Origin of the sequence: Streptomyces sp. NPDC059534, from assembly GCF_042743475.1 — a bacterium.
GTDB lineage: Bacteria > Actinomycetota > Actinomycetes > Streptomycetales > Streptomycetaceae > Streptomyces.
In genome coordinates this window covers 183,747-203,962 of sequence record NZ_JBHWAQ010000001.1, presented here as the reverse complement: position 1 = coordinate 203,962, position 20,216 = coordinate 183,747, and the positions used below count along the sequence as shown (strand labels likewise).

At 73.4% G+C, this 20,216-nt stretch carries 17 protein-coding genes; 4 read left to right on the top strand and 13 right to left on the bottom strand.

Annotation, left to right across the window (positions count from 1 at the left end; genetic code table 11):
• Positions 1-20: 20 nt before the first annotated feature.
• The 4 genes from ACFVZH_RS00825 to ACFVZH_RS00810 form a co-directional block, all read right to left on the bottom strand.
• Positions 21-1,304, bottom strand: a complete 1,284-nt coding sequence (locus ACFVZH_RS00825) for a sugar ABC transporter permease (RefSeq protein ID WP_384891019.1) — start codon at positions 1,302-1,304, stop codon at positions 21-23.
• Positions 1,301-2,080: an ATP-binding cassette domain-containing protein gene (locus ACFVZH_RS00820; RefSeq protein ID WP_384891016.1), complete on the bottom strand. Its 780-nt coding sequence runs from the start codon at positions 2,078-2,080 to the stop codon at positions 1,301-1,303. The genes ACFVZH_RS00825 and ACFVZH_RS00820 overlap by 4 nt, the downstream gene beginning before the upstream one ends.
• A gap of 51 nt (positions 2,081-2,131) precedes the next feature.
• Positions 2,132-3,223: a sugar ABC transporter substrate-binding protein gene (locus ACFVZH_RS00815; protein ID WP_384891013.1), complete on the bottom strand. Its 1,092-nt coding sequence runs from the start codon at positions 3,221-3,223 to the stop codon at positions 2,132-2,134.
• A gap of 126 nt (positions 3,224-3,349) precedes the next feature.
• Positions 3,350-4,114, bottom strand: a complete 765-nt coding sequence (locus ACFVZH_RS00810; protein WP_384891010.1) for a hypothetical protein — start codon at positions 4,112-4,114, stop codon at positions 3,350-3,352.
• A 203-nt stretch (positions 4,115-4,317) separates the two neighbouring features.
• Between ACFVZH_RS00810 and ACFVZH_RS00805 the strand changes: the two genes are divergently transcribed.
• On the top strand, positions 4,318-4,770 hold the full coding sequence (locus tag ACFVZH_RS00805) for an SRPBCC family protein (protein ID WP_384891007.1): 453 nt from the start codon (positions 4,318-4,320) through the stop codon (positions 4,768-4,770).
• 12 nt (positions 4,771-4,782) lie between these two features.
• Here the strand turns inward: ACFVZH_RS00805 and ACFVZH_RS00800 are convergent, their stop codons facing one another.
• From ACFVZH_RS00800 to ACFVZH_RS00760, 9 genes are all read right to left on the bottom strand, one after another.
• Complete coding sequence (locus ACFVZH_RS00800; RefSeq protein WP_384891005.1) at positions 4,783-6,003, bottom strand: nitric oxide synthase oxygenase; 1,221 nt, start codon at positions 6,001-6,003, stop codon at positions 4,783-4,785.
• Between the two features lie 100 nt (positions 6,004-6,103).
• On the bottom strand, positions 6,104-7,348 hold the full coding sequence (locus tag ACFVZH_RS00795) for a cytochrome P450 (RefSeq protein WP_384891002.1): 1,245 nt from the start codon (positions 7,346-7,348) through the stop codon (positions 6,104-6,106).
• Positions 7,345-8,574 carry a cytochrome P450 gene (locus ACFVZH_RS00790; RefSeq protein WP_384890999.1) on the bottom strand — a complete coding sequence of 410 codons (1,230 nt, stop codon included), beginning with the start codon at positions 8,572-8,574 and terminating at the stop codon, positions 7,345-7,347. The genes ACFVZH_RS00795 and ACFVZH_RS00790 overlap by 4 nt, the downstream gene beginning before the upstream one ends.
• Positions 8,571-9,200 (bottom strand): ATP/GTP-binding protein, encoded by a 630-nt coding sequence (locus ACFVZH_RS00785; RefSeq protein WP_384890996.1) that lies wholly within the window; start codon positions 9,198-9,200, stop codon positions 8,571-8,573. The genes ACFVZH_RS00790 and ACFVZH_RS00785 overlap by 4 nt, the downstream gene beginning before the upstream one ends.
• Positions 9,181-9,534, bottom strand: coding sequence for a DUF742 domain-containing protein (locus tag ACFVZH_RS00780; protein ID WP_384890993.1), 354 nt, complete (start codon positions 9,532-9,534; stop codon positions 9,181-9,183). Before ACFVZH_RS00780 ends, ACFVZH_RS00785 begins: the two co-directional genes overlap by 20 nt.
• Complete coding sequence (locus ACFVZH_RS00775; RefSeq protein ID WP_017236514.1) at positions 9,531-9,932, bottom strand: roadblock/LC7 domain-containing protein; 402 nt, start codon at positions 9,930-9,932, stop codon at positions 9,531-9,533. Before ACFVZH_RS00775 ends, ACFVZH_RS00780 begins: the two co-directional genes overlap by 4 nt.
• Positions 9,932-11,665, bottom strand: a complete 1,734-nt coding sequence (locus ACFVZH_RS00770; RefSeq protein ID WP_384890990.1) for an ATP-binding protein — start codon at positions 11,663-11,665, stop codon at positions 9,932-9,934. The genes ACFVZH_RS00775 and ACFVZH_RS00770 overlap by 1 nt, the downstream gene beginning before the upstream one ends.
• A gap of 218 nt (positions 11,666-11,883) precedes the next feature.
• Positions 11,884-13,851 carry a sigma-70 family RNA polymerase sigma factor gene (locus ACFVZH_RS00765; RefSeq protein WP_384890987.1) on the bottom strand — a complete coding sequence of 656 codons (1,968 nt, stop codon included), beginning with the start codon at positions 13,849-13,851 and terminating at the stop codon, positions 11,884-11,886.
• A gap of 216 nt (positions 13,852-14,067) precedes the next feature.
• Entirely contained in the window at positions 14,068-14,391 is a 324-nt protein-coding gene (locus tag ACFVZH_RS00760) for a YciI family protein (RefSeq protein ID WP_384890984.1), read from the bottom strand.
• 157 nt (positions 14,392-14,548) lie between these two features.
• On the opposite strand from ACFVZH_RS00760, the gene ACFVZH_RS00755 reads away from it, so the two are divergent.
• The 3 genes from ACFVZH_RS00755 (at position 14,549) to ACFVZH_RS00745 (ending at position 20,165) form a co-directional block, all read left to right on the top strand.
• Positions 14,549-15,226, top strand: coding sequence for a DUF998 domain-containing protein (locus tag ACFVZH_RS00755; protein WP_384890981.1), 678 nt, complete (start codon positions 14,549-14,551; stop codon positions 15,224-15,226).
• 148 nt (positions 15,227-15,374) lie between these two features.
• Positions 15,375-17,402, top strand: coding sequence for a SpoIIE family protein phosphatase (locus tag ACFVZH_RS00750; RefSeq protein ID WP_384890978.1), 2,028 nt, complete (start codon positions 15,375-15,377; stop codon positions 17,400-17,402).
• 123 nt (positions 17,403-17,525) lie between these two features.
• Entirely contained in the window at positions 17,526-20,165 is a 2,640-nt protein-coding gene (locus tag ACFVZH_RS00745; RefSeq protein ID WP_384890975.1) for a bifunctional serine/threonine protein kinase/MFS transporter, read from the top strand.
• Positions 20,166-20,216: the final 51 nt, after the last annotated feature.

Here is a 20,216-nt window from a genome sequence, read left to right as displayed (position 1 = left end):
CTCCTTCCCCGGGCCGGGGATCAGGCGCGGCCTGCGGCCTTCTGGCTCCGGCGGGACAGCGAGTCGACGACCACGGCGGCCAGCAGCACGGAACCCGTGATCATGAACTGGACCGCGTTGCTGACACCCATGATGTTCATGCCGGACTGGATCGACCCGATCACCAGCGCGCCCAGCAGCGCGGACCAGACCGAGCCGCGCCCGCCGAACAGACTCGTGCCGCCGATGACGGCGGCGGCGATGACGTTCATCAGCAGGTTGCCGCCGCCGGAGGTCTGGCTCGCCGACTGGATCTGGCCGGCGAGGAAGAGGCCGCCCACCGCCGCCATGGTCCCGGCGATCGAGAAGACGGTGATCCGGACGAACGGGACGCTGATGCCGGCCCGTCGGGCGCCCTCGATGTTTCCGCCCACCGCGAAGATCCGCCGGCCGTACGTGGTGCGCCGGAGCACGAAGTCCAGGAGCACCAGCAGGATCAGGAAGATCAGGAGCGCCAGTGGCAGCCCCTGGTACTGGTTGAGGATGTACGCGGTGGCGAACGCGAGGGCGGCGATCACGGCCGTCCGCAGCGCGATCTCGGCCACCGGCCGGGACGGCACCCGGGCGGAGCGGCGCCGCCGGGCGTCCAGGAGCGAGGCGGCCAGGAACAGCCCCACTCCGGCGGCCGCCGCCGCATAGGCGGCGGCGGGGCTGTGGTAGATCGTCGAGTAGAGCCGGGAGACGATGCTCTCGCTGGGGATGTTGACCGTGCCGCTGGTGCCGAGGACCTGGAGCATCAGGCCGTTCCAGGCGAGGTTGCCCGCCAGCGTGACGACGAAGGCAGGGACGCCGACCTTCGCGAAGAAGAACCCCTGGATGAGGCCGACGGCCGCGCCGCCCGCCAGGGCGATCAGCAGCGCCAGCCACTCGTTCATGCCGTTCAGCACGTTGAGCACGGCGAAGATCGCGGCGCACAGACCGCTGACCGAGCCGACGGAGAGGTCGATCTCGCCGAGCAGCAGCACGAACACGATGCCGACGGCGATCATGCCGGTGCCGACGATCTGCTGACTGAGGTCGGAGAGGTTCTGGGCCGACAGGAACGTGCTGTTCAGGCTGCCGAACACGGTCCAGATGATGATCACGGCCAGGACCACGGGCAGCGAGCCCAGCTCACCGCTGCGCAGCTTGCGCCGGAACTCCCCGAGGTACCCCTTGATCCCCTCCTCGCGGACCAGGAGCCGGCTGTCGACGGCCGGCATGGCTCCGTTGGCCGCTTCCTGGGTGGCGCCGTCCGGGTCCGGTGCGCGGTGGTCGCGGCTCATCGCTCCTCCTCGCGCTTACGGGCCTGGCGGCGGGTCACGGCGCTGTCGGAGGCCCCGGTGATGGCGGAGATGATCTCCTCGGTGGTCGTGGAGCGTTTGTCGAAGAAGCCGTTGTTCCGGCCGAGGCGCATGACGGCGATCCGGTCCGCGACCGCCATCACGTCCACCATGTTGTGGCTGATCAGGATCGTTCCGAGACCGCGGTCGCGGAGCCGTTCCACCAGGTCGAGGACCTCGGCCGTCTGCTCCACGCCCAGGGCCGCGGTCGGCTCGTCGAGGATGACGACCTTCGGGTCGCCGATCAGCGAGCGGGCGATCGCCACCGTCTGCCGCTGCCCGCCGGAGAGCGAGGCGACGGGGATGCGGACGCTGGGGATGCGGATGGACAGCGTGTTCAGGAGCTCGTGCGCCCGCTGGTCCATGCGGACCTCGTCGAGGACGCCGAAGCGGCGCAGCTCGCGGCCGAGGAACAGGTTGGCCACCACGTCGAGGTTGTCGCACAGGGCCAGGTCCTGGTAGACGGTGGCGATGCCGAGGTTCTGGGCGTCGTGGGGCCGGTTGATGGAGACCGGGCGGCCCTCCCAGGCGATGACGCCCTCGTCGGGCGGGTTCACCCCGGCGATCGCCTTGACGGCGGTGGACTTGCCGGCGCCGTTGTCGCCGACGAGCGCCACGACCTCGCCGGGGTGCACCTCCAGATCGAACCCTTTCAGCGCCTGGACCGCGCCGAACCGCTTGGAGATCCCCTGCAGTGTGAGCACGGGTGACTCCGGCAAAGGAACCGCCTCCTCCGCTCGCCTGTCGGACCGGCGCCCGGGCGCTCGTCCCTACTGCAGACCGGCCGCCTTGCAGGCCGCCGCATAGGTCGGGGTGCAGATCTCGTCGACCGTGTACAGGCCGTCCTTGACGACGGTGTCCTTGATGTTGGTCTTGTCGACCACGACGGGGGTCAGCAGGTTCGCCGGGACCTTGTTGTCACTGCCGCTGGTGACGGTGGTGGGCGTCAGGTCGGCCGGGATCGGCTTGCCCTCGGCCAGGTCGACGGCCATCGTCGCGGCGATGTCGGCCTCCGGCTTGTAGGGCTTCTCGACCGTGATGGTCTGGGTGCCGAGCAGGATCCGCTGGATCGCGTCGAGCTGGGCGTCCTGACCGGTCAGCGGCACGTTCATGCCTGCCGACTTGAGGGCGGTCGCGATGCCCGCGGCGAGACCGTCGTTGGCCGAGTACACGCCGACGATCTTGTCCTTGCCCAGGGCGCTGATGGCGCCGGACATCTGCTGGTTGGCGTTGTTCGGGTCCCAGTTCGGCGTGTCGTACTCCTTGCCGATCTTCACCTTGCCGTCGAGGACCGAGTGCGCGCCCGCCTTGAACTCCGCCGCGTTCGGGTCGGTCGGCGAGCCGTTGTGCATCACGATCTCGCCGCTCCCGGCCTTGTCGCCCAGCGCGTCGAGGAGGGCCTTGCCCTGGAGTTCGCCGACCTTCTTGTTGTCGTACGAGACGTAGGCGTCGACGGGGCCCTGCGCGAGCCGGTCGTACGCGACGACCTTCACGCCCGCGTCATGGGCCTTCTGTACCGAGGACTGGATCGACTTGGCGTCCACGGCGTCCAGGATGAGGACCTTGTCGCCCTTGGCGAGCGCCGTGTTGACCTGCTGCTGCTGGGTCGTGGCGCTCTCAGCGGCGTTGTAGTAGTCGATCTGGGCCCCGGGAGCCAGTTCCTTGATCTTGGCCTCGATATAGGGGCGGTCGAACTTCTCGTACCGCGTGGTCTTGCTCTCCGGCAGCAGCAGGCCGATCCTCACGTCGTCCTGTGCCGCCGACCCCGTGCCCGGCTGGGCCGCGCCACTGGTCGCCACCGCGCTCAGGGAGAATGCGGCGGCTCCGGCCAGGGCTATGGCAGCCCGCAACGTTCGGGTCATGGGAGGCTCCTTTCGTCCGCCCCCCTTCCCCGCGCCGTGGGACCACGGCAGCTGGAAGAACCTGTGGCCTATATATCGACATTAGCCGCAACCTGGGGACCGGCAAGCGGGTGAGCCGGCCCCCGGTCACGAGAGCGCGGAGCCGTCCACGGTGCCGGTGGCGCGCAGCAGCCTCAGGAACGCCTTGAGACCGGTGATGATCTCCTCGTTGTCGGTGAGGCGGTTCACCGTCGCCTCGAACTCCCGCGTCAGGGCGGCGATCCTCCGGTCCGTCGCGTCGGCGCGCTCGTGCGCGGACAGGCCGATGGCGTCCGCGGTGCGCCGCAGCTCGGCGAGGGCCCGGTACTGCTCCTCCGCCCTGCCCTCCTGCACCGCGGCGCCGCCCTCCAGGGCGGCCACCCGATCGCGCAGCGCCACCACGTCGTCACGCGGGTACGTCACCTCCCTGAGGAGCGTGCCGAGCCTGCGCCGCAGCTGCCCGAAGTACGCGCCGGCCGGCCTGAGGAACGTGCTCAGGAGGAAGAAGCCGGCACACCAGTAACCCGCCTCGTGCCCGGTCGCCGCCGCGGCCGCCACCGCGACGGCGGCCGTCGCCAGGTGCCCGGCGACGGCGACCCGCAGCATCACCCGCGCGATGCGCCGCGCCTCGGTGTCCCGCTCCTTCGGGACGGCGATCCCCTTCGCCCGGCTCACCGTGATCTCGGCGAGCACCGCGTGGGCCCGGAAGTACAGGTTCCATGGCGCCGTCAGGAGCAGCAGGAGCCAGAGCAGCGCGAGGACGCCCGCCCCGACGGCGAGCACCGTGCCCGGCGGAGCCCCCACCGCGTACGCGAGCACCAGCCCGCCGACCGCGAGACCCGCCACCAGCAACCCGCCCACGACCTTGCGCATGCCGCCCCCTCCGGGCCCGGCCCGACCGACCGGGCACCCCTGGCGCCATGGTCCCGCCGGGGCCCGGCCCGGGCATGAGTACCGCTACTCAGATCGGCTCTGGCCGGACCTCGCCCCGAGTGGGACAATTCGTGTGAAGCGACAGTGAGTCCGCGTCGGTGAGCGGATACCGGCGGGCTCACCCGTCGGACGAAGAAGGCATCATGGCCGCCATCACGCAGTCCATCGACATCTCCCGCAAGCCCGCCGACGTGTTCGGCTACGTCACCGACCCCACGCATCTGCCCGAGTGGCAGGAGAGCGCGGTCTCCGTCCGCAGGCTCGGCGACGCCCCCTTCGGCGTCGGCTCCAAGGTCGCCGTCACCCGGCGCCTCGGCCGGCGCGAGATCACCACGACCATGCAGGTCGTCGAGCTCGACCCGCCGCGGCACTGGCACGTGCACGGCATCGACGGCCCCGTACGCGGGGACGTCCAGGGCAGGATCGAGCCCCTCGACGACGGCGAGCGGTCGCGCCTCACCCTCTCCCTCGACTTCGAGGGACACGGCATCGGAAAGGCCCTCGTCCCCCTGGTCGTCCGCCCGCACGTGCGCAAGGAGATGCCCAAGGACGAACGCACCCTCAAAGGCATCCTGGAGAGCGGCGCCACGGCCTGAGACCCGCGCCGCTCACGGGGTGCGGGGGAGGAACGCCGGCCGCAGGGAGGGGTCCACCGGGTCGTAGTAGCGGTGGAAGACCGGGGTGGCCGAACCGGAGACCGGGGGAACGATCCAGCTCCAGTCGGCGGGAGTGGCCCTGCCGAGCCGGCCCTCCCGGTCGATGTGGCGGAGGAAGCGCTCGGACTCGGTGTGGTGGTCGGCCATCGTCACCCCGGCCTCCTGGAAGGAGTGCAGCACCGCCACGTTGAGCTCGACCAGGGCCCGGTCCCGCCACAGCGTCCGCTCCGACGACCGGTCGAGCCCCAGCCGGTCGGCGACCACCGGGAGCAGGTCGTAGCGCTCGGCGTCGGCCAGGTTGCGGGCGCCTATCTCCGTGCCCATGTACCAGCCGTTGAACGGCGCCGCCGGATAGCGCACACCGCCGATCTCCAGCGTCATGTCGCTGATCGCCGGCACCGCGTACCAGCGCAGCCCCAGCTCCGCGAACCACGCGTGGTCGGGATGGCTCAGCGCCACCTCGGTCACGGCGTCGTCCGGGAGCTCGTACCACTCCGGCCGTGCGTCCGGGCGCTCACGGACCATCAGCGGCAGCACCTGGAACGGGCCGTCGTCCCGCTTCCAGCCCAGCGCGACGGCCCGGTCGGTGAGCGGTGCGCTGCGCGGATCGCCGGTCCAGCGGCCCTCCGGCGCGCGATGGCCGGCGTACCGGACCAGCTGGTCGTTGACGATCCGCGGCCCGGGCCGGCCCGGCCGGTCCGGGGCGAACACGGAGATCACCGGACGGATCCGGCCGCCGTTGCCGGCCTGCCGCAGGTGCTCGAAGCAGTGGGCGGCGACGTCGTCGGCCGCCGTCACCTGCCGCAGATCGCGCACCACTAGGCTCCGCCAGTACAGCCGGCCGATGCAGCGGGCCGCGTTGCGCCACGCGACCCGTGCCCCGAACGCCAGCTCCTCGCCGGTGTGTTCGTAGGCGCCGGTGCGGTCGATCTCGGACCGCACCGCGCGGACCCGGCGCTCCACGTCGCCCGCGCCCGGCTGCTCCGCGTGGAACCGGCGGAGGAACGCCTCCGCCTCCCGCCGGTCCGTGACGTACGCGTCCGGCGCCGGCCCGGGCGGCACGCCCACCGCCGCTGCGGCGTCGGCACCGGAGTACGGACACCCGCCGCTCGTGGGGACGGACTTCCGGCGGCGGCTCAGTCTGAAGATCAAAGTGTTCCCTCCCGGGCTCATGACTACCGCATGAACACGTTCGGGCGCGGAGAGTAGGGCATTCTCCGTCCGGGGAGGGAGCCCCGCTGCTACGCTGCCGGGCTCCCTCCCCCAGGGGGTGTCAGGCCAGCACGACCGGGAGGTCGAACAGGTCGTTCTGCGTGACGACCGGCTTGTTCCGCAGCTCCTCGCGCGCGACGGCGAGACGCAGCCCGGGGAATCGCGCGTACAGGGCGGGCAGCGCCACCGACGCCTCCAGGCGGGACAGGGCGGCGCCCGGGCAGACGTGCGGGCCGTGACCGAAGGAGATGTGACGGTTCGGCGTCCGGGTCACGTCGAACGAGCCCGCCGTCGGACCGTGCTGCTCCTCGTCCCGGCCGATCGCGCCGAAGGACACGATCAGGGCCTCGCCCTTCGGCAGGATCCGGTCGCCCACCTCGATGTCCTCGGCGGCGAAGCGGATCAGCACGTGCGAGGTGGGCGTCGACCAGCGCAGGGTCTCCTCGATCACGTTCGCCCACGGCACCTCGCCGGCGAGGACCAGGGCGCGCTGCTCGGGGTGGGTCTCCAGGGCCACGACGGCGTTCACGATCAGGCTGATCGTCGTCTCGTGCCCGGCCGCCACCATCAGCTGGAGGGTGTTGGTGATCTCCTCGGTGGTGAGCCGGTCACCGTCCTCCGACGCCTCGATCAGCGCGCTGGTCAGGTCGTCCCCGGGCTTCTCCGCCTTGCCCGCCACGATCCCCGCGAAGAGCGTGCCCAGGTCCGCCATCATCTGCGGCACCTCCTCGGGCGGCGTCTGCGTCGAGAAGAACTTCTCGAACAGGGCCTTCATCCGCGGGTGGTCGACCGGGTCGACACCCATGAGGTCGCTGACCACGTTCATCGGCAGCGGGTACGCGAACTCCGCCTTCAGGTCGACGACCTCGCCGGCCGGACGCTCCGCCAGCCGGTCCAGCATGCCCGTGGTCAGGGCCTCGATGCCGTCGCGCAGCCGCTCCACCCGACGCGCCGTCAGCGCCTGCGCGACCAGCGTGCGCAGCCGCCGGTGCTCGTCGCCGTCGACCGTCAGCATCGAACGCCCGGGGTTGGCGAGACCGATCAGCGGCCAGTCCATGGGTATCTCGCCGCGCTGCCAGGCACCCCAGACGTCGATGTCCTTGACCAGCCGGGCGTCGGTGAGCAGCCGCCGCGCCTCGGCGTGGTGGGTGACGGCCCAGCAGGCCACACCGCCGGGCAGGACGACGCGGGCCAGCGGGCCCGCGGCACGCAGCCGGGCGCTCTCGCCGTCCAGGTCGGCGACGAACGGGTCCAGGGTGATGGCGTCGGCGGCGGACGCGGCGGCGTGGGCGTGCGGGCAGGTCATCCGAGGGCTCCAAAGGCGGGGGTCGGGGTGTAGGTCACGGGCAGCGCGGTGAGACCGCGCAGCCAGGGCGAGGGGCGGCGGGCGAGCGCGCTCCCGGCGACCGCGAGGTCGACGTCCGGCAGCCGGTCGAGCAGCACCTCGATCCCCGTCCGGGCGATGGTCTCGGCGACCTCCTGGGCGGGGAAGGGGCAGCGGTGCTCGCCGTGGCCGAAGGAGAGGTAGGCGTTGTTGCCGCCGGTGAGCCGGCCCGCGTCGGCCCGCACGTGCGGGTCGGAGTTGGCGGCGGCCAGGCCCAGGAGCAGCAGGTCGCCGCGGCCGATCCGGCGCCCGCCGAGGTGGGTGTCGCGCGAGGCCCAGCGGCCCGCGACGTTCTGGGTGGGGGTGTCCTCCCACAGCACCTCGTTCATCGCCTCGCCGACGCTGTGCCGGCCGCCGGACAGCGAGGCGGCGAACCGGTCGTCGGTGAGCATCAGCCGCAGCGAGTTGCCGATCCAGTCGGCGGTCGGCTGGTGACCCGCGGCCATCATCACCATGAGGTCCTGGGCGACCTCCTCGACCGTGAAGCCGGCGGTGTTGGCGAGCATCCGGGAGGCCACGTCGTCGCCCGGCGCCTCCGCCTTCGCGGCGAGCAGGGCGAACATGGACTCCGCCAGGTGGCGCTGACCCTCCAGCGCGCCCTCCTGGCCGTTGATCATGTCGTTCATGGCGGTGACGAGCGCCGGCCCCTGCTCGTCGGCGAAGCCGTAGACGCTGGCGAGGACGCGCACCGGCAGCAGCATCGCGTACTCGGCGATGATGTCGCAGGCTCCCTTGCCGCACAGCGCGTCGATGAGCTCGTCGGCGAACCGCTCGGCCCGCTCCTTCAGCACGAACGGGTCGATCCCCTCCAGGGCCTCGGAGACGACGGCCGCGCGCTCGCGGTGCCGCTCGCCGACGGTGTAGAGGATGGACGGCTGCTTGCGGCCGATCATGGGCAGCAGGGGCCAGTCCGCCGGAATGGCGTCCCACTGGTTCCACAGCTCGGAGTCGCGGGAGAACAGGACCGGGTCGCTGGTGACCTGGTGGAGCTCGCGGTAGCCGAGGACCAGCCAGGCGGGTACGTCGCCGTCCAGCACGACGGGGGCGACCGCCCCGTGCTCGCGCCGGATCTGCCGGTACAGCTCGTTGGGGTCGGTCTGGAAGCGCGGCCCGCTCAGGGGGACGGGCGGGTACTCGGAGAGGGTCACGGGGCGGGCTCCGGGATCGGCTGCGGGACCGGCCGCGTGGCCGGGGCGACGACGGTCCGCAGGTGCTCGACGAGCGAGATGAGGACCTGCTTGCTGGACTCGCGCGACCTGGCGTCGCAGAAGACCAGCGGCACCTCGTCGGCGAGGTCGAGGGCCCCGCGGATCTGGGCGGGGGTGTGGGCGGGACCGCCGAAGTCGTTGCAGGCGACGACGAACGGCGTCCCGTGGTGCTCCAGGCGGTCGATGGCGTACCAGGAGTCGGCGAGCCGGCGGGTGTCGACGAGCACCACCGCGCCGAGCGTCCCGGAGAACAGCCGGTCCCAGAGGAACCAGAAGCGCTCCTGGCCGGGCGCCCCGAACAGGTACAGGACGTTGTGGGTGTCGAGCGAGATCCGGCCGAAGTCGAACGCCACCGTGGTGGCCGACTTGGCGGCGACGCCGACGGTGTCGTCGACGCCCTCGCCCGCCTGGGTCATCGTCTCCTCGGTGTTCAGCGGACGGATCTCGCTGACCGAGCGGACCAGGGTGGTCTTGCCGACTCCGAAACCGCCGACGACGACGATCTTCAGTCCGTTGTCGGCGGTGCTGTGCAGGGTCTGGCGCTGTTCAGAGGTTACGGAGTCCAACGAGCACCTGCTCCAGGATGTCGTGATCGGGAAGGCGGTACGACGCGCGGGGATGCCGGGCGCTGATCCGGCCGGTGTCGTGCAGGTCGGCCAGGAGGATCCGCGTGATCGACACCGGCAGACCGAGCCCGGCCGCGACCTCCACCACCGCCGTGGGGAACCGGCACATCCGCAGGATCGCGGCGTGCTCCGACTGCATGCCGGGGACCGGGTCGCTCTCGGAGACCACCAGGGTCACCAGGTCGAAGGCGTCGGACCCGGCGCGGCTGCGGCCGCCGGTCAGGGTGTAGAGCCGGTCGGGGGAGTCGTCCCGGCCCGGCCTGCCGCGGCTCATCCCCGGGGCCTCGCGACCAGGTGCTCGCCCAACTGCTCCACCAGCTCGGACATGTTGTGGCCCACGAGGCCGGCGTCGGCGTCCTCGTCGGCGACGACCGCGAGGTGGGCGCCCTCGCCGGCCTCCACGATGAACAGGATGCCGCCGTAGAACTCGGCGATCGCGGAGCGGACCCCGCCCGTGCCGTCGCCGAACTCCACGGAGGCACCGTGCGACAGGCTCTGGATGCCGGCGGCGATCGCGGCGAGCTGGTCGGCCTGGTCGACGGACAGCTCGGGGGTGCGGCAGAGCTTGAGGCCGTCACGGGAGAGCACCAGGGCGTGCCGGGTGCCCGGGGTGCGTTCCAGCAGGCCCTCGAGGAGCCAGCTGAGCTTCTCGTCGGTGGTGGAGCCGGTCATTACGAGGTGCCTTCCGGGTACGGGGGGTTCGAGGACGGCGACGGTGTCCGCGGGGCGGACGTCCGGCCGGCCGGATCGGACGGTAGGGAGGGGGACGAGCCGGGACGGTCGTCGGGGACGGACGCGGCGGAGTCGACACGGGCGGAGTCGACCGGGACGGGGTCGCCCGGCACGGACGAGGTCTCGCGCTCCGGGCCGTCCTCCGGCTCGCCGTCCGGCTGGGCGGTGGTGCCGCGGACGGCGCGGCGGAACGTGCCGAACCGGTTCGCCGCCCCGGCCGCTGCGCCGCTGCGCGGGCCTTCGGCGGGCGTCTTCCCGGCGGCTTCCGGCCCCTCGGGGTGGGCGGCGGCCATGGCCCGGCCGCGGCGGCGCTGCGGCAGACCGCTCTCGCCGAACCCGGGGTGCTCGCCGGTGCTTTCGGCCGCGCTGTCGTGCACGGTCTCGGGCTCGGGCGCCGGAGCGGGCGCGGAGAGGGGGGCCGCGGACCCGGCGAGGGCCGGCGAGGCGGGTGCGGAGACGGGGGCCGGCGAGGCGGGTGCGGACAGACCGCGGCCCGACACCGGCGGCAGGGGGTCGACGGGCGGGGCCGCCGGTTCCGCGGGTGCGTGGCTGATCAGTTCCTGGGGCAGCATCAGGAGGGCGCCGGTGCCGCCGCGCGCGGAGGGGCGGAACGACACGGTGAGGCCGTGCTTGCGGGCCAGCCGGCCGACGACCGCGAGGCCGAGGCGGGTGCCGGAGAGGCCGGCCAGGTCCTGCGGGGCGGAGCCGACGGCGGCCTCCGCGCGGCGCTGCTGCACGTCGCTCATCACGAGGCCGCTGTCCTCGACGGCGATGATGACGCCGGCCGGGACCTCCTCGACGTAGACGTGCACCTCGGCGGTGGGCGGCGAGAAGTTCGCCGCGTTGTCCATGAGTTCGGCCAGGGCGTGCATGACGCCCTCGGCGGCGTGCCCGGCGACGGCCGCGTCGCAGCTGGAGTGCAGCCGCACCCGCTGGTAGCCGCTGATCCGTCCCATGGCGCCGCGGAGGATCGACTCCATGACGATGGGGCGGGCCCAGCGCCGGCCGGACCTGGCGCCGCTGAGCACGGCGATGGAGTCGGCGAGCCGGCCCGCCTGCGCGGTGCGGTGGTCGAGGTGGAGCAGGTCGGTGAGGACGTCCTCGTCGGCGTGCCGGTTCTCCATCTCGCGCAGGTCGGCGAGCATGCTCGTGGCGAGCGCCTGCATGCGGCCGGCGGCGTTGGCCGCGGCGGCCATGGCGGCGGACCGGCCGGACTCGGCGCGGCGCAGCCGGACCTCGAAGCGCTCGGTCTCGGCGGCCCGTTCCCGGGCCAGTTCGGCGATGCCGGACGCGTGGGACCGGGTGAGTTCCTCGGTCCGCGCCGTGTGGGCCGCCCGGGCGGCGGCGGTCTCCGCCTCCTGGCGTTCCTTGAGCGTGGCCGTCTCGCGCTCGGCGGAGGCCGTGAACCGGGCGAGGTACGCGTCCTTGGAGGCGACTTCGGCGGCGAGGGTCTCGGCCCGCCGGCTCAGCACGCGCGAGGTCCGCCCGTACCAGGTCACGGCGAAGGCCGCGGCCGAGAGGAGCAGGATGCCGCAGGCGGCGAACCAGCCGAGCGGGACGCGGACCTCGCCCGGTGCCGCGGCGACGGCGGCCGCGGAGAGCGCACCACCCGCGGCGGCGGTCAGCAGCGAGGCGGTCAGGGCAGGACGGAAGGGGGTGGGTGACGCCGACATCAACCAGACTCTCGGGAGCGGGCACACGGGGAAGGGAGTCGCAACGTCGGCACTATAGATCCGTTGTTGATCAGTTCGGAACTCTCGTGATCGGATCGGCATTCATTGAAGGGAATACTTTTCCGCCAGTGCGCCCAAGAAGGTCCGAACTTGCTCGCCCCCCAGGAAGTACCGTGCAGTAAGCGCTTCCTGAATGCCCCTCGTCCCAAGCCCCCGAACTACTCGCCCCGGCCCGGCCCCGGTTGGGGCTTGAGCCGGCGCAGGGTGAAGCCGTTCGCCTCCGGATCCAGCGCCCTGGTGGCCTCCTTGAAAAGAAATTCGGCCCGCGCATAGGACAGTCGGCGGCGGCCCGTCTCCGGACACAGGTCCTCCCGCGAGGGCGTCCGCGCCGGACCGGGGCGCCGCTCCGACAGGAACACGGGTCCCCGGGTCCGGCCCGCGAGCAGCCCCGGCAGGAGCCGGGCGGTGCCGGAGCGCCAGTCCACCCAGGTGTCGCCCGCCCGGCCCCGGCGGTCGTCCAGATCCAGGTCCTCGACGTTCAGCGACAGCACGGCCTTCACCCCGGCGGCCGACTCGTGCAGCAGCCGCCACAGCGTCCGTTCACGCAGCGGCAGCTCCGGGCTGTTCCACAGCGCGTCGAGCTGCGCCGGGCTCAGGGCCCCCGCCGGGGAGCCGGTCTCGGGGCGGCGCTCCAGCTCCGCGCCGAGACCGTCCAGCGACGCCCACGCGCCGAAGGACCGCACGGCCGAGCGGTGCCGGTTCCAGGTGCGGGCCGCCGCCCCGCCCCACGCGGTCGTGAACACCCCCGCCACCTGGCCCGCCGTCAGCGACGCCAGCGGCTGCCCCTCGCCGAGTGCCAGACACAGGCGCCGGAGGGTCTGCCCGTACGAGTGGACCGTCGCCGCGTCGAGATCCCCACGGGCCAGGAAGGCCCGGGCGGCCTCGCCGAGCGTGGGGCCGGACGGCCCGGATTCGGTGAACGCGTCGGCCCGCCGGTGCAGGAAGTCCCGCTCCGCGGCGTTCCTGGTCAGGGCCGCCGCCCGCAGGAGCTCCCGCCGCGCCTCTGCGGAGCGGCCCAGACGGGCCAGCAGATCCCCCCGGACGCTGGGCAGGAGGTGGTAGTCGCGAAGCGCGGGATCGGCGAGCAGCCCGTCGGCCACGTCGAGACCCGCCTGCGGCCCGTACGCCATCCCGAGCGCCACCGCCCGGTTGAGCTGGACGATCGGCGTCGGCAGGAGACGCGCCAGCGTCTCGTACAAGGAGGCGATCCGCGCCCAGTCGGTGTCCTCCGCGGTCCGCGCCTGGGCGTGGCAGACGGCGATGGCCGCCTGGAGCACGTACACCCCGGGTGTGCCGCCGACCTCCCTCGCCCGCAGCATCGCGGTGAACCCCCGGCGGATGAGCAACGGGTCCCAGCGGCCGCGGTTCTGCTCGTGCAGCGGTACGGGTTCGCCCGACGGCCCGGTGCGCGCGGCCGAGCGGGACGCCTGGATCTCCATGAGGGCGACCAGGCCGTGCACCTCGGCCTCCCGGGGTGCCAGCTCGGCCAGCAGCCGGCCCAGCCGCAGGGCCTCCAGACAGAGGCCGGGCCGCATCAGGTCGTCGCCGGAGGTCGCCGAGTACCCCTCGTTGAAGATCAGGTAGACGACCTCCAGAACCGACGCCAGGCGCCCGGCGAGCTCGGGGCCCTCCGGCAGCTCGAACGCCACGCCCGCCTCGGCCAGCGTCCGCTTGGCCGCCGCGACGCGTTGGGTGACCTCGGTGCCGGTGACGAGGAACGCCCGGGCGATCTCCTCGGTGGTGAGGCCGCCGAGCAGCCGGAGCGTGAGCGCCGCCCGGGCGTCGGTCGACAGCACCGGGTGGCAGGAGACGAGCATCAGCCGCAGCACGTCGTCCTGTTCGGGCTCCGGCTGCCGGTCGAGCTCGTGGGCGAGCTCCTCCTGTTTGCGCGTCAGCCGCTGCGAGCGCCGGATGTGGTCGACGGCCCGTCGCCTGGCGGTGGTCGTCAGCCAGGCGCCCGGGTTGTCCGGCACACCGGAGACGGGCCACTGCTCCAGGGCGGCGACGAGCGCGTCCTGGGCCAGCTCCTCGGCGAGCCCGACATCGCGCACCAGCCGGGTGAGCCCCGCGATGATCCTGGCCGACTCGAGCTTCCAGACCGCGTCGATCGTGCGATGGACGTTCACCACAGGCACGATGACAGCACCCGCCCCGGCTCGCTCGCAAGCCGGGAAGGGTGCGCTGCCCCGGTCGTGTCCGGGTCGTCGGTGGTGACCGGGCCCTCATGGTGACCAGGCCCCGGTGGTGACTGGGCCCCTGGTGGTGACCAGGCCCCGGTCATGACCGGGCCTCGGCCGTGACCGGGGCCTGGTCGTGACTGGGGCCTCGGTCGTGCTCGCGGCTCAGGGGCCGAAGACCTCCTGGACGACGCTCTCGCCGTCGCCGACGATCCGGCGGAAACGACGGGCCAGCTCGATCGCCTCCTCCTTGGACCGGACCTCGATCAGCGCGAAGCCGACCACGGCCTCCTTCGCCTCGGCGAACGGCCCGTCCGTCACCGTGATCTCGTCGCCGGCCGAGGAGACCAGGACGCCCCCCGGCTCCAGCCCGCCGGTGGCCAGCAGCACACCGGAGGCCGTCAGCTCCTCGATGAACCGGCCCATCTCCACGTACAGCGCCTCGTCGGGGGCGGTGTCGGACGGCCGGCTCGTCATCAGGTAGCGCATGGGATTCCTCTTCCTTCTCGACCGCATCTCGTCGTGCGGTGCTTCCGGCTGTACGTCGAACAAGGCCATGTGACAGGGAATGCCTGCCGTTCCCTGTCACATGGCCGGTTCGACGTGTCAGTGACAACCGGACAGCACGAACCCGAGAGGCCCCGCCATGACCACGGTCCACCGCCCCGCCGCTTCCCCCGCCGCCACCGCCACCCCCGCCCGGACCACCACCCGGTCCCTGCTCGCCTGCGTCGCCGTGGCCTCCCCGCTCTGGGCGGCCGTCGCCCTGACCCAGGCCGCCACCCGCGACGGCTTCGACATCACCCGCCACCCCCTGAGCGCGCTCAGCAACGGTTCGCTCGGCTGGCTCCAGATCACCAACTTCGTGGTCGCCGGAATCCTGCTCACCCTCGGCGCGACCGGTCTGCGCAGGGCCCTGCACGGCACCGCCGGAAGCACCTGGGCGCCACGACTGGTGCGGATCGCCGGCCTCGGCATGATCGCCGCGGGGATCTTCGTCATGGACCCGGCCGACGGCTTCCCCGTGGGCACCCCCTACGGGCAGCCCGCCACCCTCACCTGGCACAGCTACGCCCACTTCGCCGCCGGATCGGTCACCTTCACCTCGCTGATCGCCGCCTGCTACGTCCTCGGCCGGCACTTCCACCGCGCCGGCCACCGCGGCTACACGATCGCCTCCCGCGTGGCCGGCACCGCCCTGCTCCTCGGCAACGGCTGGGCGATGAGCGGCGGCAAGGCGGGCACCCTGACCCTCGCCATCGGCGCCGTCAGTGCGCTCCTCATGGTCGCGGCGGTGGCGAACCGCTACCGCCGCGGCCTCTGAATCGCCCCTCCGTTCGCGGGATGCGCCGCGATGAGAGAGGCTCGGGAGAGCGGCGGGAGGTCATCGACACGTCGCCGTCCGCCGCGCCAGGGCGCGGCGGACGCACCCGAGGACCGTCGGCCGGCCGGACATCCCGTGGGAGGGGCGAGTGAACGCGGAACAGGCACTGGCCACGACCGGCGGGAACACCTGGGGCGAAGCGATCCTGGGGGCCGTCTTCACCCAGTCCCACGTGGGGCTCCACATCCTCGACCGGGACCTTCGCGTGATCAAGATGAACGAGGTCGCCGCCCGGCTGCGCGGCAACCCGACGGAACAGATCATCGGGAGGCCGGCGGCCGAGGCGTACGCCGATACCTTCGGGCTGTCGTACGACGAGACCGTGCTGCGCGAGGTCCTCGCCACCGGCCGTCCGGCGAACGACCTCCTGGTCACCGGCCCGCCACACTCCGGCACGCACCACTCGCCCGTCTTCTCCGTCTCCGTCCACCGCCTGGAGGACGGGGACGGACACGCGCTCGGCCTGGCCGTCACCAGCACCGACGTCACCGAACGCGAACAGGCACGCGCCCGGCTGGGCCTCCTCCACGACGCCCACGAGCGGATAGGCACCGGCCTGGACGTGGAGCGCACCGCCCGCGAGCTGGTGTACGTGACGCTGCCCAGGTTCGCGGACTCGGTGGTCGTCGCCCTGACCGACGCCGTCCTCCGCGGCAAGGACCCCGCCCTGGACACCGGCGACACGGCCCCGCTGCTGCGCTGCGCCGCCGCCGGCCGGTCGGCGGCGGGCCCGCCCGTACCGGAGGTGGGCCCCGTCCTGCTGCCGGGGATCTTCGGCGACACGCTGCCGACGTCGGCCGCCCTGCTGCCCGGGCCGGCGGCGGACGGCGCCCCCTCGGCGGACGGCGGGCGCACCGGGACGAGCCTTGTGGCCCCGCTGACGGCGCACGGACAGGTGCTGGGAGTCGTCGCCTTCCACCGGGGCGAGAACGCCGCACCCTACGAGGAGGACGACCTCGCGCTCGCCGACGCCATCGCCGCCCGCACCGCGACCTGCCTGGAGAACGCCCTGCGGTTCACCCGCGAGCACATCGTGATGTACGCGCTCCAGAGCTGGCCCCTGCGCCAGCAGGAGGCCACCCAGCGGGCCGTCGAGGTCGCCCAGCGGCACCGCCCCGGCGGTACCGGCGCCGGTTCCTGGTACGACGTGATCCCCCTGCCCTGTGCCCGGGTGGCCCTGGTCGTGGGACAGGTCGAGAACCCGGGACTGAGCGCCGTCGCCACGATGAGCCGGCTGCGGACCGCCGTCCACAGCCTGACCACGCTCGATCTCGACCCGCACGAACTCCTGGCCCGGCTGCACACCACCACCCGCCGGCTCTCCGTCGAGCACACGACGGGGCCGACGGACGACGAGCCCACCGCGAGCTGCACGATCGCCGTGTACGACCCCGCCGACGGCCGGATCGACATCGCCAGCGCGGGCACCTCCCTCTTCGCCGTCATACGGCCCGACGGCACGGTGGACGCCCGGCCGGTCGACGACGGGCCCCTCCTCGGCGCCGACGAGGGGCCGCCGTTCGCCTGCGCCACCGTCGTGCTCCCCGAGGGCAGCACCCTCTGCCTGGCCTCCGCACCCGCGCCCGGCGACGAGGGCGTCCGGACGGACGAGATCGTCTCCGCGCTCGCCCGCCCCGACCGCGGCCCGGAGGCGATGGCCGACGACGTGGAACGGCTCCTCGCCCCCGACCGCGTCCTCCTGCTGGCCCGGACCCGCCGGCTGTCGTCCGACGAACTGGCCCAGTGGGAGATCCCGTTCGACTTCGAGGCGGTCGGCACCGCCCGGACGCTCGTCGAGGACCGCATCGCCGCGTGGAACCTCCCGGTCGACCCCTTCACCGTGACCCTGGTCGTCAGCGAACTCGTCACCAACGCCATCCGCTACGGCGCCGCGCCGGTCACCCTCCGTCTTCTCAAGGAGGGCCCCGGAATCATCTGCGAGGTCGCCGACGCCGGCCAGGCCGCCCCGCACCTGCGTCACGCGAAGGCGGTCGACGAGGGCGGCCGCGGCCTGCTGATCTGCGCCTCCATCGCCGACGACTGGGGCGTGCGGCACACCGACGACGGCAAGACGGTCTGGGCCACGATCGGCACGCGGCCCCCCGCCACCCGCTGACGACGCCCCGCGAGGCCGCCGCGTCGCGTCGGACGGCTTCAGGCCGCGCTGCGTCGCGGTGACGTGGGCCATGGTTCGGGGTGATCCGGAGCGGGGACGCGCGAGCTGAACTATGTTACTGGCGTGGAGCAGTTGATCACCGAAGATCCGACGCGTATCGGCCCCTACCGACTCATCGCCCGCCTGGGCGCCGGCGGCATGGGGCTGGTGTACCTCGGGCGGTCGGAAGCGGGGCGGACGGTCGCGGTGAAGGTCGTGCAGGCCGAACACGCCCAACATCCCGAGTTCCGGCAGCGGTTCGCGCGCGAGGTCGCCGCCGCCCGGCGGGTGGGGGGCGACTGGACGGCCGCCGTCCTCGACGCCGACACGGAGGCGCCGGTGCCCTGGGTGGCGACCCAGTACATCCCGGGACCCGACCTGACGACCGTGGTCGCGCGGGACTTCGGGCCGCTGCCCGAGCACTCGGTCCGTACGCTCGCCCACCGGCTGGCCGCGGCCCTCCGGTCGGTCCACGGGGCGGGGCTCATCCACCGCGACCTGAAGCCGTCCAACGTGCTGGTCACGGTGGACGGCCCGCGGGTCATCGACTTCGGCATCGCGCGGGCCATGGACGGCCTGGCCGGGGACAGCCTGCGCACCCGCACCGGAATGCTGATCGGCTCTCCCGGCTTCATGTCGCCGGAGCAGGTGCGAGGACTCGAACTCACCCCTGCCAGTGACGTGTTCTGCCTGGGCGCCGTACTCGTCTACGCCGCCACCGGCCGGCTGCTCTTCGGCGCCTCGGACACCAGCCTCCACGCGCACCTCTTCCGGATCGCGGAGGAGGAGGCGGACCTGACCGGCGTACCGGACTCGCTCGTCGACCTCGTCCGGGCGTGCCTGGACAAGGATCCGGCGCGCCGGCCCACGCCCGCCGACGTCGCCGCGCGCACCGTCACCGACCGGGCCGAGGAGTGGCTGCCCGGCTCCGTCCTGGCCCAGCTCGGCCGCCACGCGGCCCGGCTGCTCGACTTCACGCCCGAGACGCGCGTCCCGCTGGAGGCGACGCCCGCCCCGCTGGAGGCGACGCCCGCCCCGCTGGACCCGCGGATCCCGTCCCAGCCGCGGCCGCTCCCCCAGCCGCCGCCGGCGTACACCCCGACCACCCCCGTCGACCACCGCCCACCGGGGGGCTTCGGGCCGGCGGGCGGTCCCGCGCCGGGGAGTTGGGGGGCTCCTCCGTCGTTCCCGCCCGACGTCCCCGGGACGTCGCCGAAGCGCTGGTGGGGACTGGTGGCGGCGCTGCCGGCGCAACTCCTGGTGGCGGTCGGCTCGTCGGCGATGTACGCGGCACTCCCCGCCGCCCAGGCCGACCTGGGCGCCGGCATCGGCGTGCTGCGCACCATGCTCCTGGCCCAGGCGCTGTCCTTCGGCGCGCTGCTCCTGCTCGGCGGGCACGTCGCCGACCTCCTCGGCCGCAGGAGGACCCTGCTCGTCGGCCTGGCCGGCGCCGCCGTGTCCGCCGTCGCCGGCGGCTCGGCCAGCGCCACCGCCCTGCTGGTCGCGGCGCAGATCCTCATGGGGATCTCCGCCGCGCTGGTGTCCGCCGCGGCCCTGGCCCTGGTGGCCGGCGGCTTCACCGACCCCGGGGAACGGGGCCGGGCCTTCGGGGCGTACGCCGTGATCGCCGGCGGTGGCCTGGTGATCGGCGACTACGCGGGCGGCTGGCTGGCCGACGGCCTCGGCTGGCGATGGTGCTTCTACGGCACCGTGCCGCTCGCCGCTCTCGCGGCCGCGCTGGCGAGCGGCGTCGCCGACGACCGGCGGGGCCGTGCGCCCGCCCGCTTCGACGTGACGGGCGTGCTGCTCGGCACCGGCGGCCTGGCCGCCCTCGGCTACGGCCTGGACGCCGCCGGGACCACGGACGGCTCCGGGGGCTGGGCCCAGCCGCTGACCCTGCTGCTCCTCGTGTCGGGGGCGGCCCTGCTCGGGGCGTTCGCCTGGTGGCAGACCCGGGCGGCGGACCCGCTCGTCCCGCGGCTCCTCCTCGGGGACCGCCGGCGCCTGGGCGCCCTCCTCGTCCTGACCCTCTCCGGCGTGGCGACCTCCACCCTCTTCCTGGTCCTCTACCGCTACCTGACCGGCGCCCTCGACATCCCCACCCCCGCGCGGGTCTCCCTCGCCCTGCTCCCCGTGGCGGGCGCCCTGCTGATCGTCTCCACCCAGGTCGCCGCGCGGCTCCAGCACCGGCTGGCGCCCGGTCACCTGATCGCGCCGGGCCTGCTGCTCGCGGCGATCGGAACGGCCCTGCTGACCCGGCTGGAGAGGGACAGCTCGTACACCGGTCTGGTGCTGCCCGCCCTGCTCCTGGTCGGTCTCGGCCTCGGCCTCTCCCTCTCCCCGCTGCTCGCCACGGCGACCGGCGCGGCGCCCGCGGGGAAGGCCGGCGGGACGGCGGCGATCGTCCTCACCCTCCAGAACCTCGGGGGGCTGCTGGCCGCACCGCTGCTCGGCGCCCTCCTCTCGGCGGTGATCTCGGCCCGCCTGGCCGGCGTGTCCGACGTCCCGCAGGGCCTCCGGGAGCCTCTGGAGAGCGGCTATCTGCTCAGGCCGCACGACTTCCCCGACGCGCTGGCCGAGGCTGTCGAGCGGGCGGAGCCGGCGGTGCTGGCCGGCTACTCCGTCGCCCTCTGGTGCGCGGCCGGCCTCCTGGTCCTCGCGGGGCTGCTGGCCGGTGTGCTGATCGGCTCGAAGGATCCCGACCCCATGGCGTCGCATCGATAAGTCCCTTGCGAGCAGAGGTGGTTGACGAAAGGTCTGGACCAACCTACGGTC

Excerpts from the sequence above, each read along its gene's own strand:
- ACFVZH_RS00825 (WP_384891019.1), bottom strand. The coding sequence starts at position 1,304 with ATGAGCCGCGACCACCGCGCACCGGACCCGGACGGCGCCACCCAGGAA.
- ACFVZH_RS00815 (WP_384891013.1), bottom strand. The coding sequence starts at position 3,223 with ATGACCCGAACGTTGCGGGCTGCCATAGCCCTGGCCGGAGCCGCCGCA.
- ACFVZH_RS00810 (WP_384891010.1), bottom strand. The coding sequence starts at position 4,114 with ATGCGCAAGGTCGTGGGCGGGTTGCTGGTGGCGGGTCTCGCGGTCGGC.
- ACFVZH_RS00805 (WP_384891007.1), top strand. The coding sequence starts at position 4,318 with ATGGCCGCCATCACGCAGTCCATCGACATCTCCCGCAAGCCCGCCGAC.
- ACFVZH_RS00800 (WP_384891005.1), bottom strand. The coding sequence starts at position 6,003 with ATGAGCCCGGGAGGGAACACTTTGATCTTCAGACTGAGCCGCCGCCGG.
- ACFVZH_RS00795 (WP_384891002.1), bottom strand. The coding sequence starts at position 7,348 with ATGACCTGCCCGCACGCCCACGCCGCCGCGTCCGCCGCCGACGCCATC.
- ACFVZH_RS00780 (WP_384890993.1), bottom strand. The coding sequence starts at position 9,534 with ATGAGCCGCGGCAGGCCGGGCCGGGACGACTCCCCCGACCGGCTCTAC.
- ACFVZH_RS00775 (WP_017236514.1), bottom strand. The coding sequence starts at position 9,932 with ATGACCGGCTCCACCACCGACGAGAAGCTCAGCTGGCTCCTCGAGGGC.
- ACFVZH_RS00770 (WP_384890990.1), bottom strand. The coding sequence starts at position 11,665 with ATGTCGGCGTCACCCACCCCCTTCCGTCCTGCCCTGACCGCCTCGCTG.
- ACFVZH_RS00760 (WP_384890984.1), bottom strand. The coding sequence starts at position 14,391 with ATGCGCTACCTGATGACGAGCCGGCCGTCCGACACCGCCCCCGACGAG.
- ACFVZH_RS00755 (WP_384890981.1), top strand. The coding sequence starts at position 14,549 with ATGACCACGGTCCACCGCCCCGCCGCTTCCCCCGCCGCCACCGCCACC.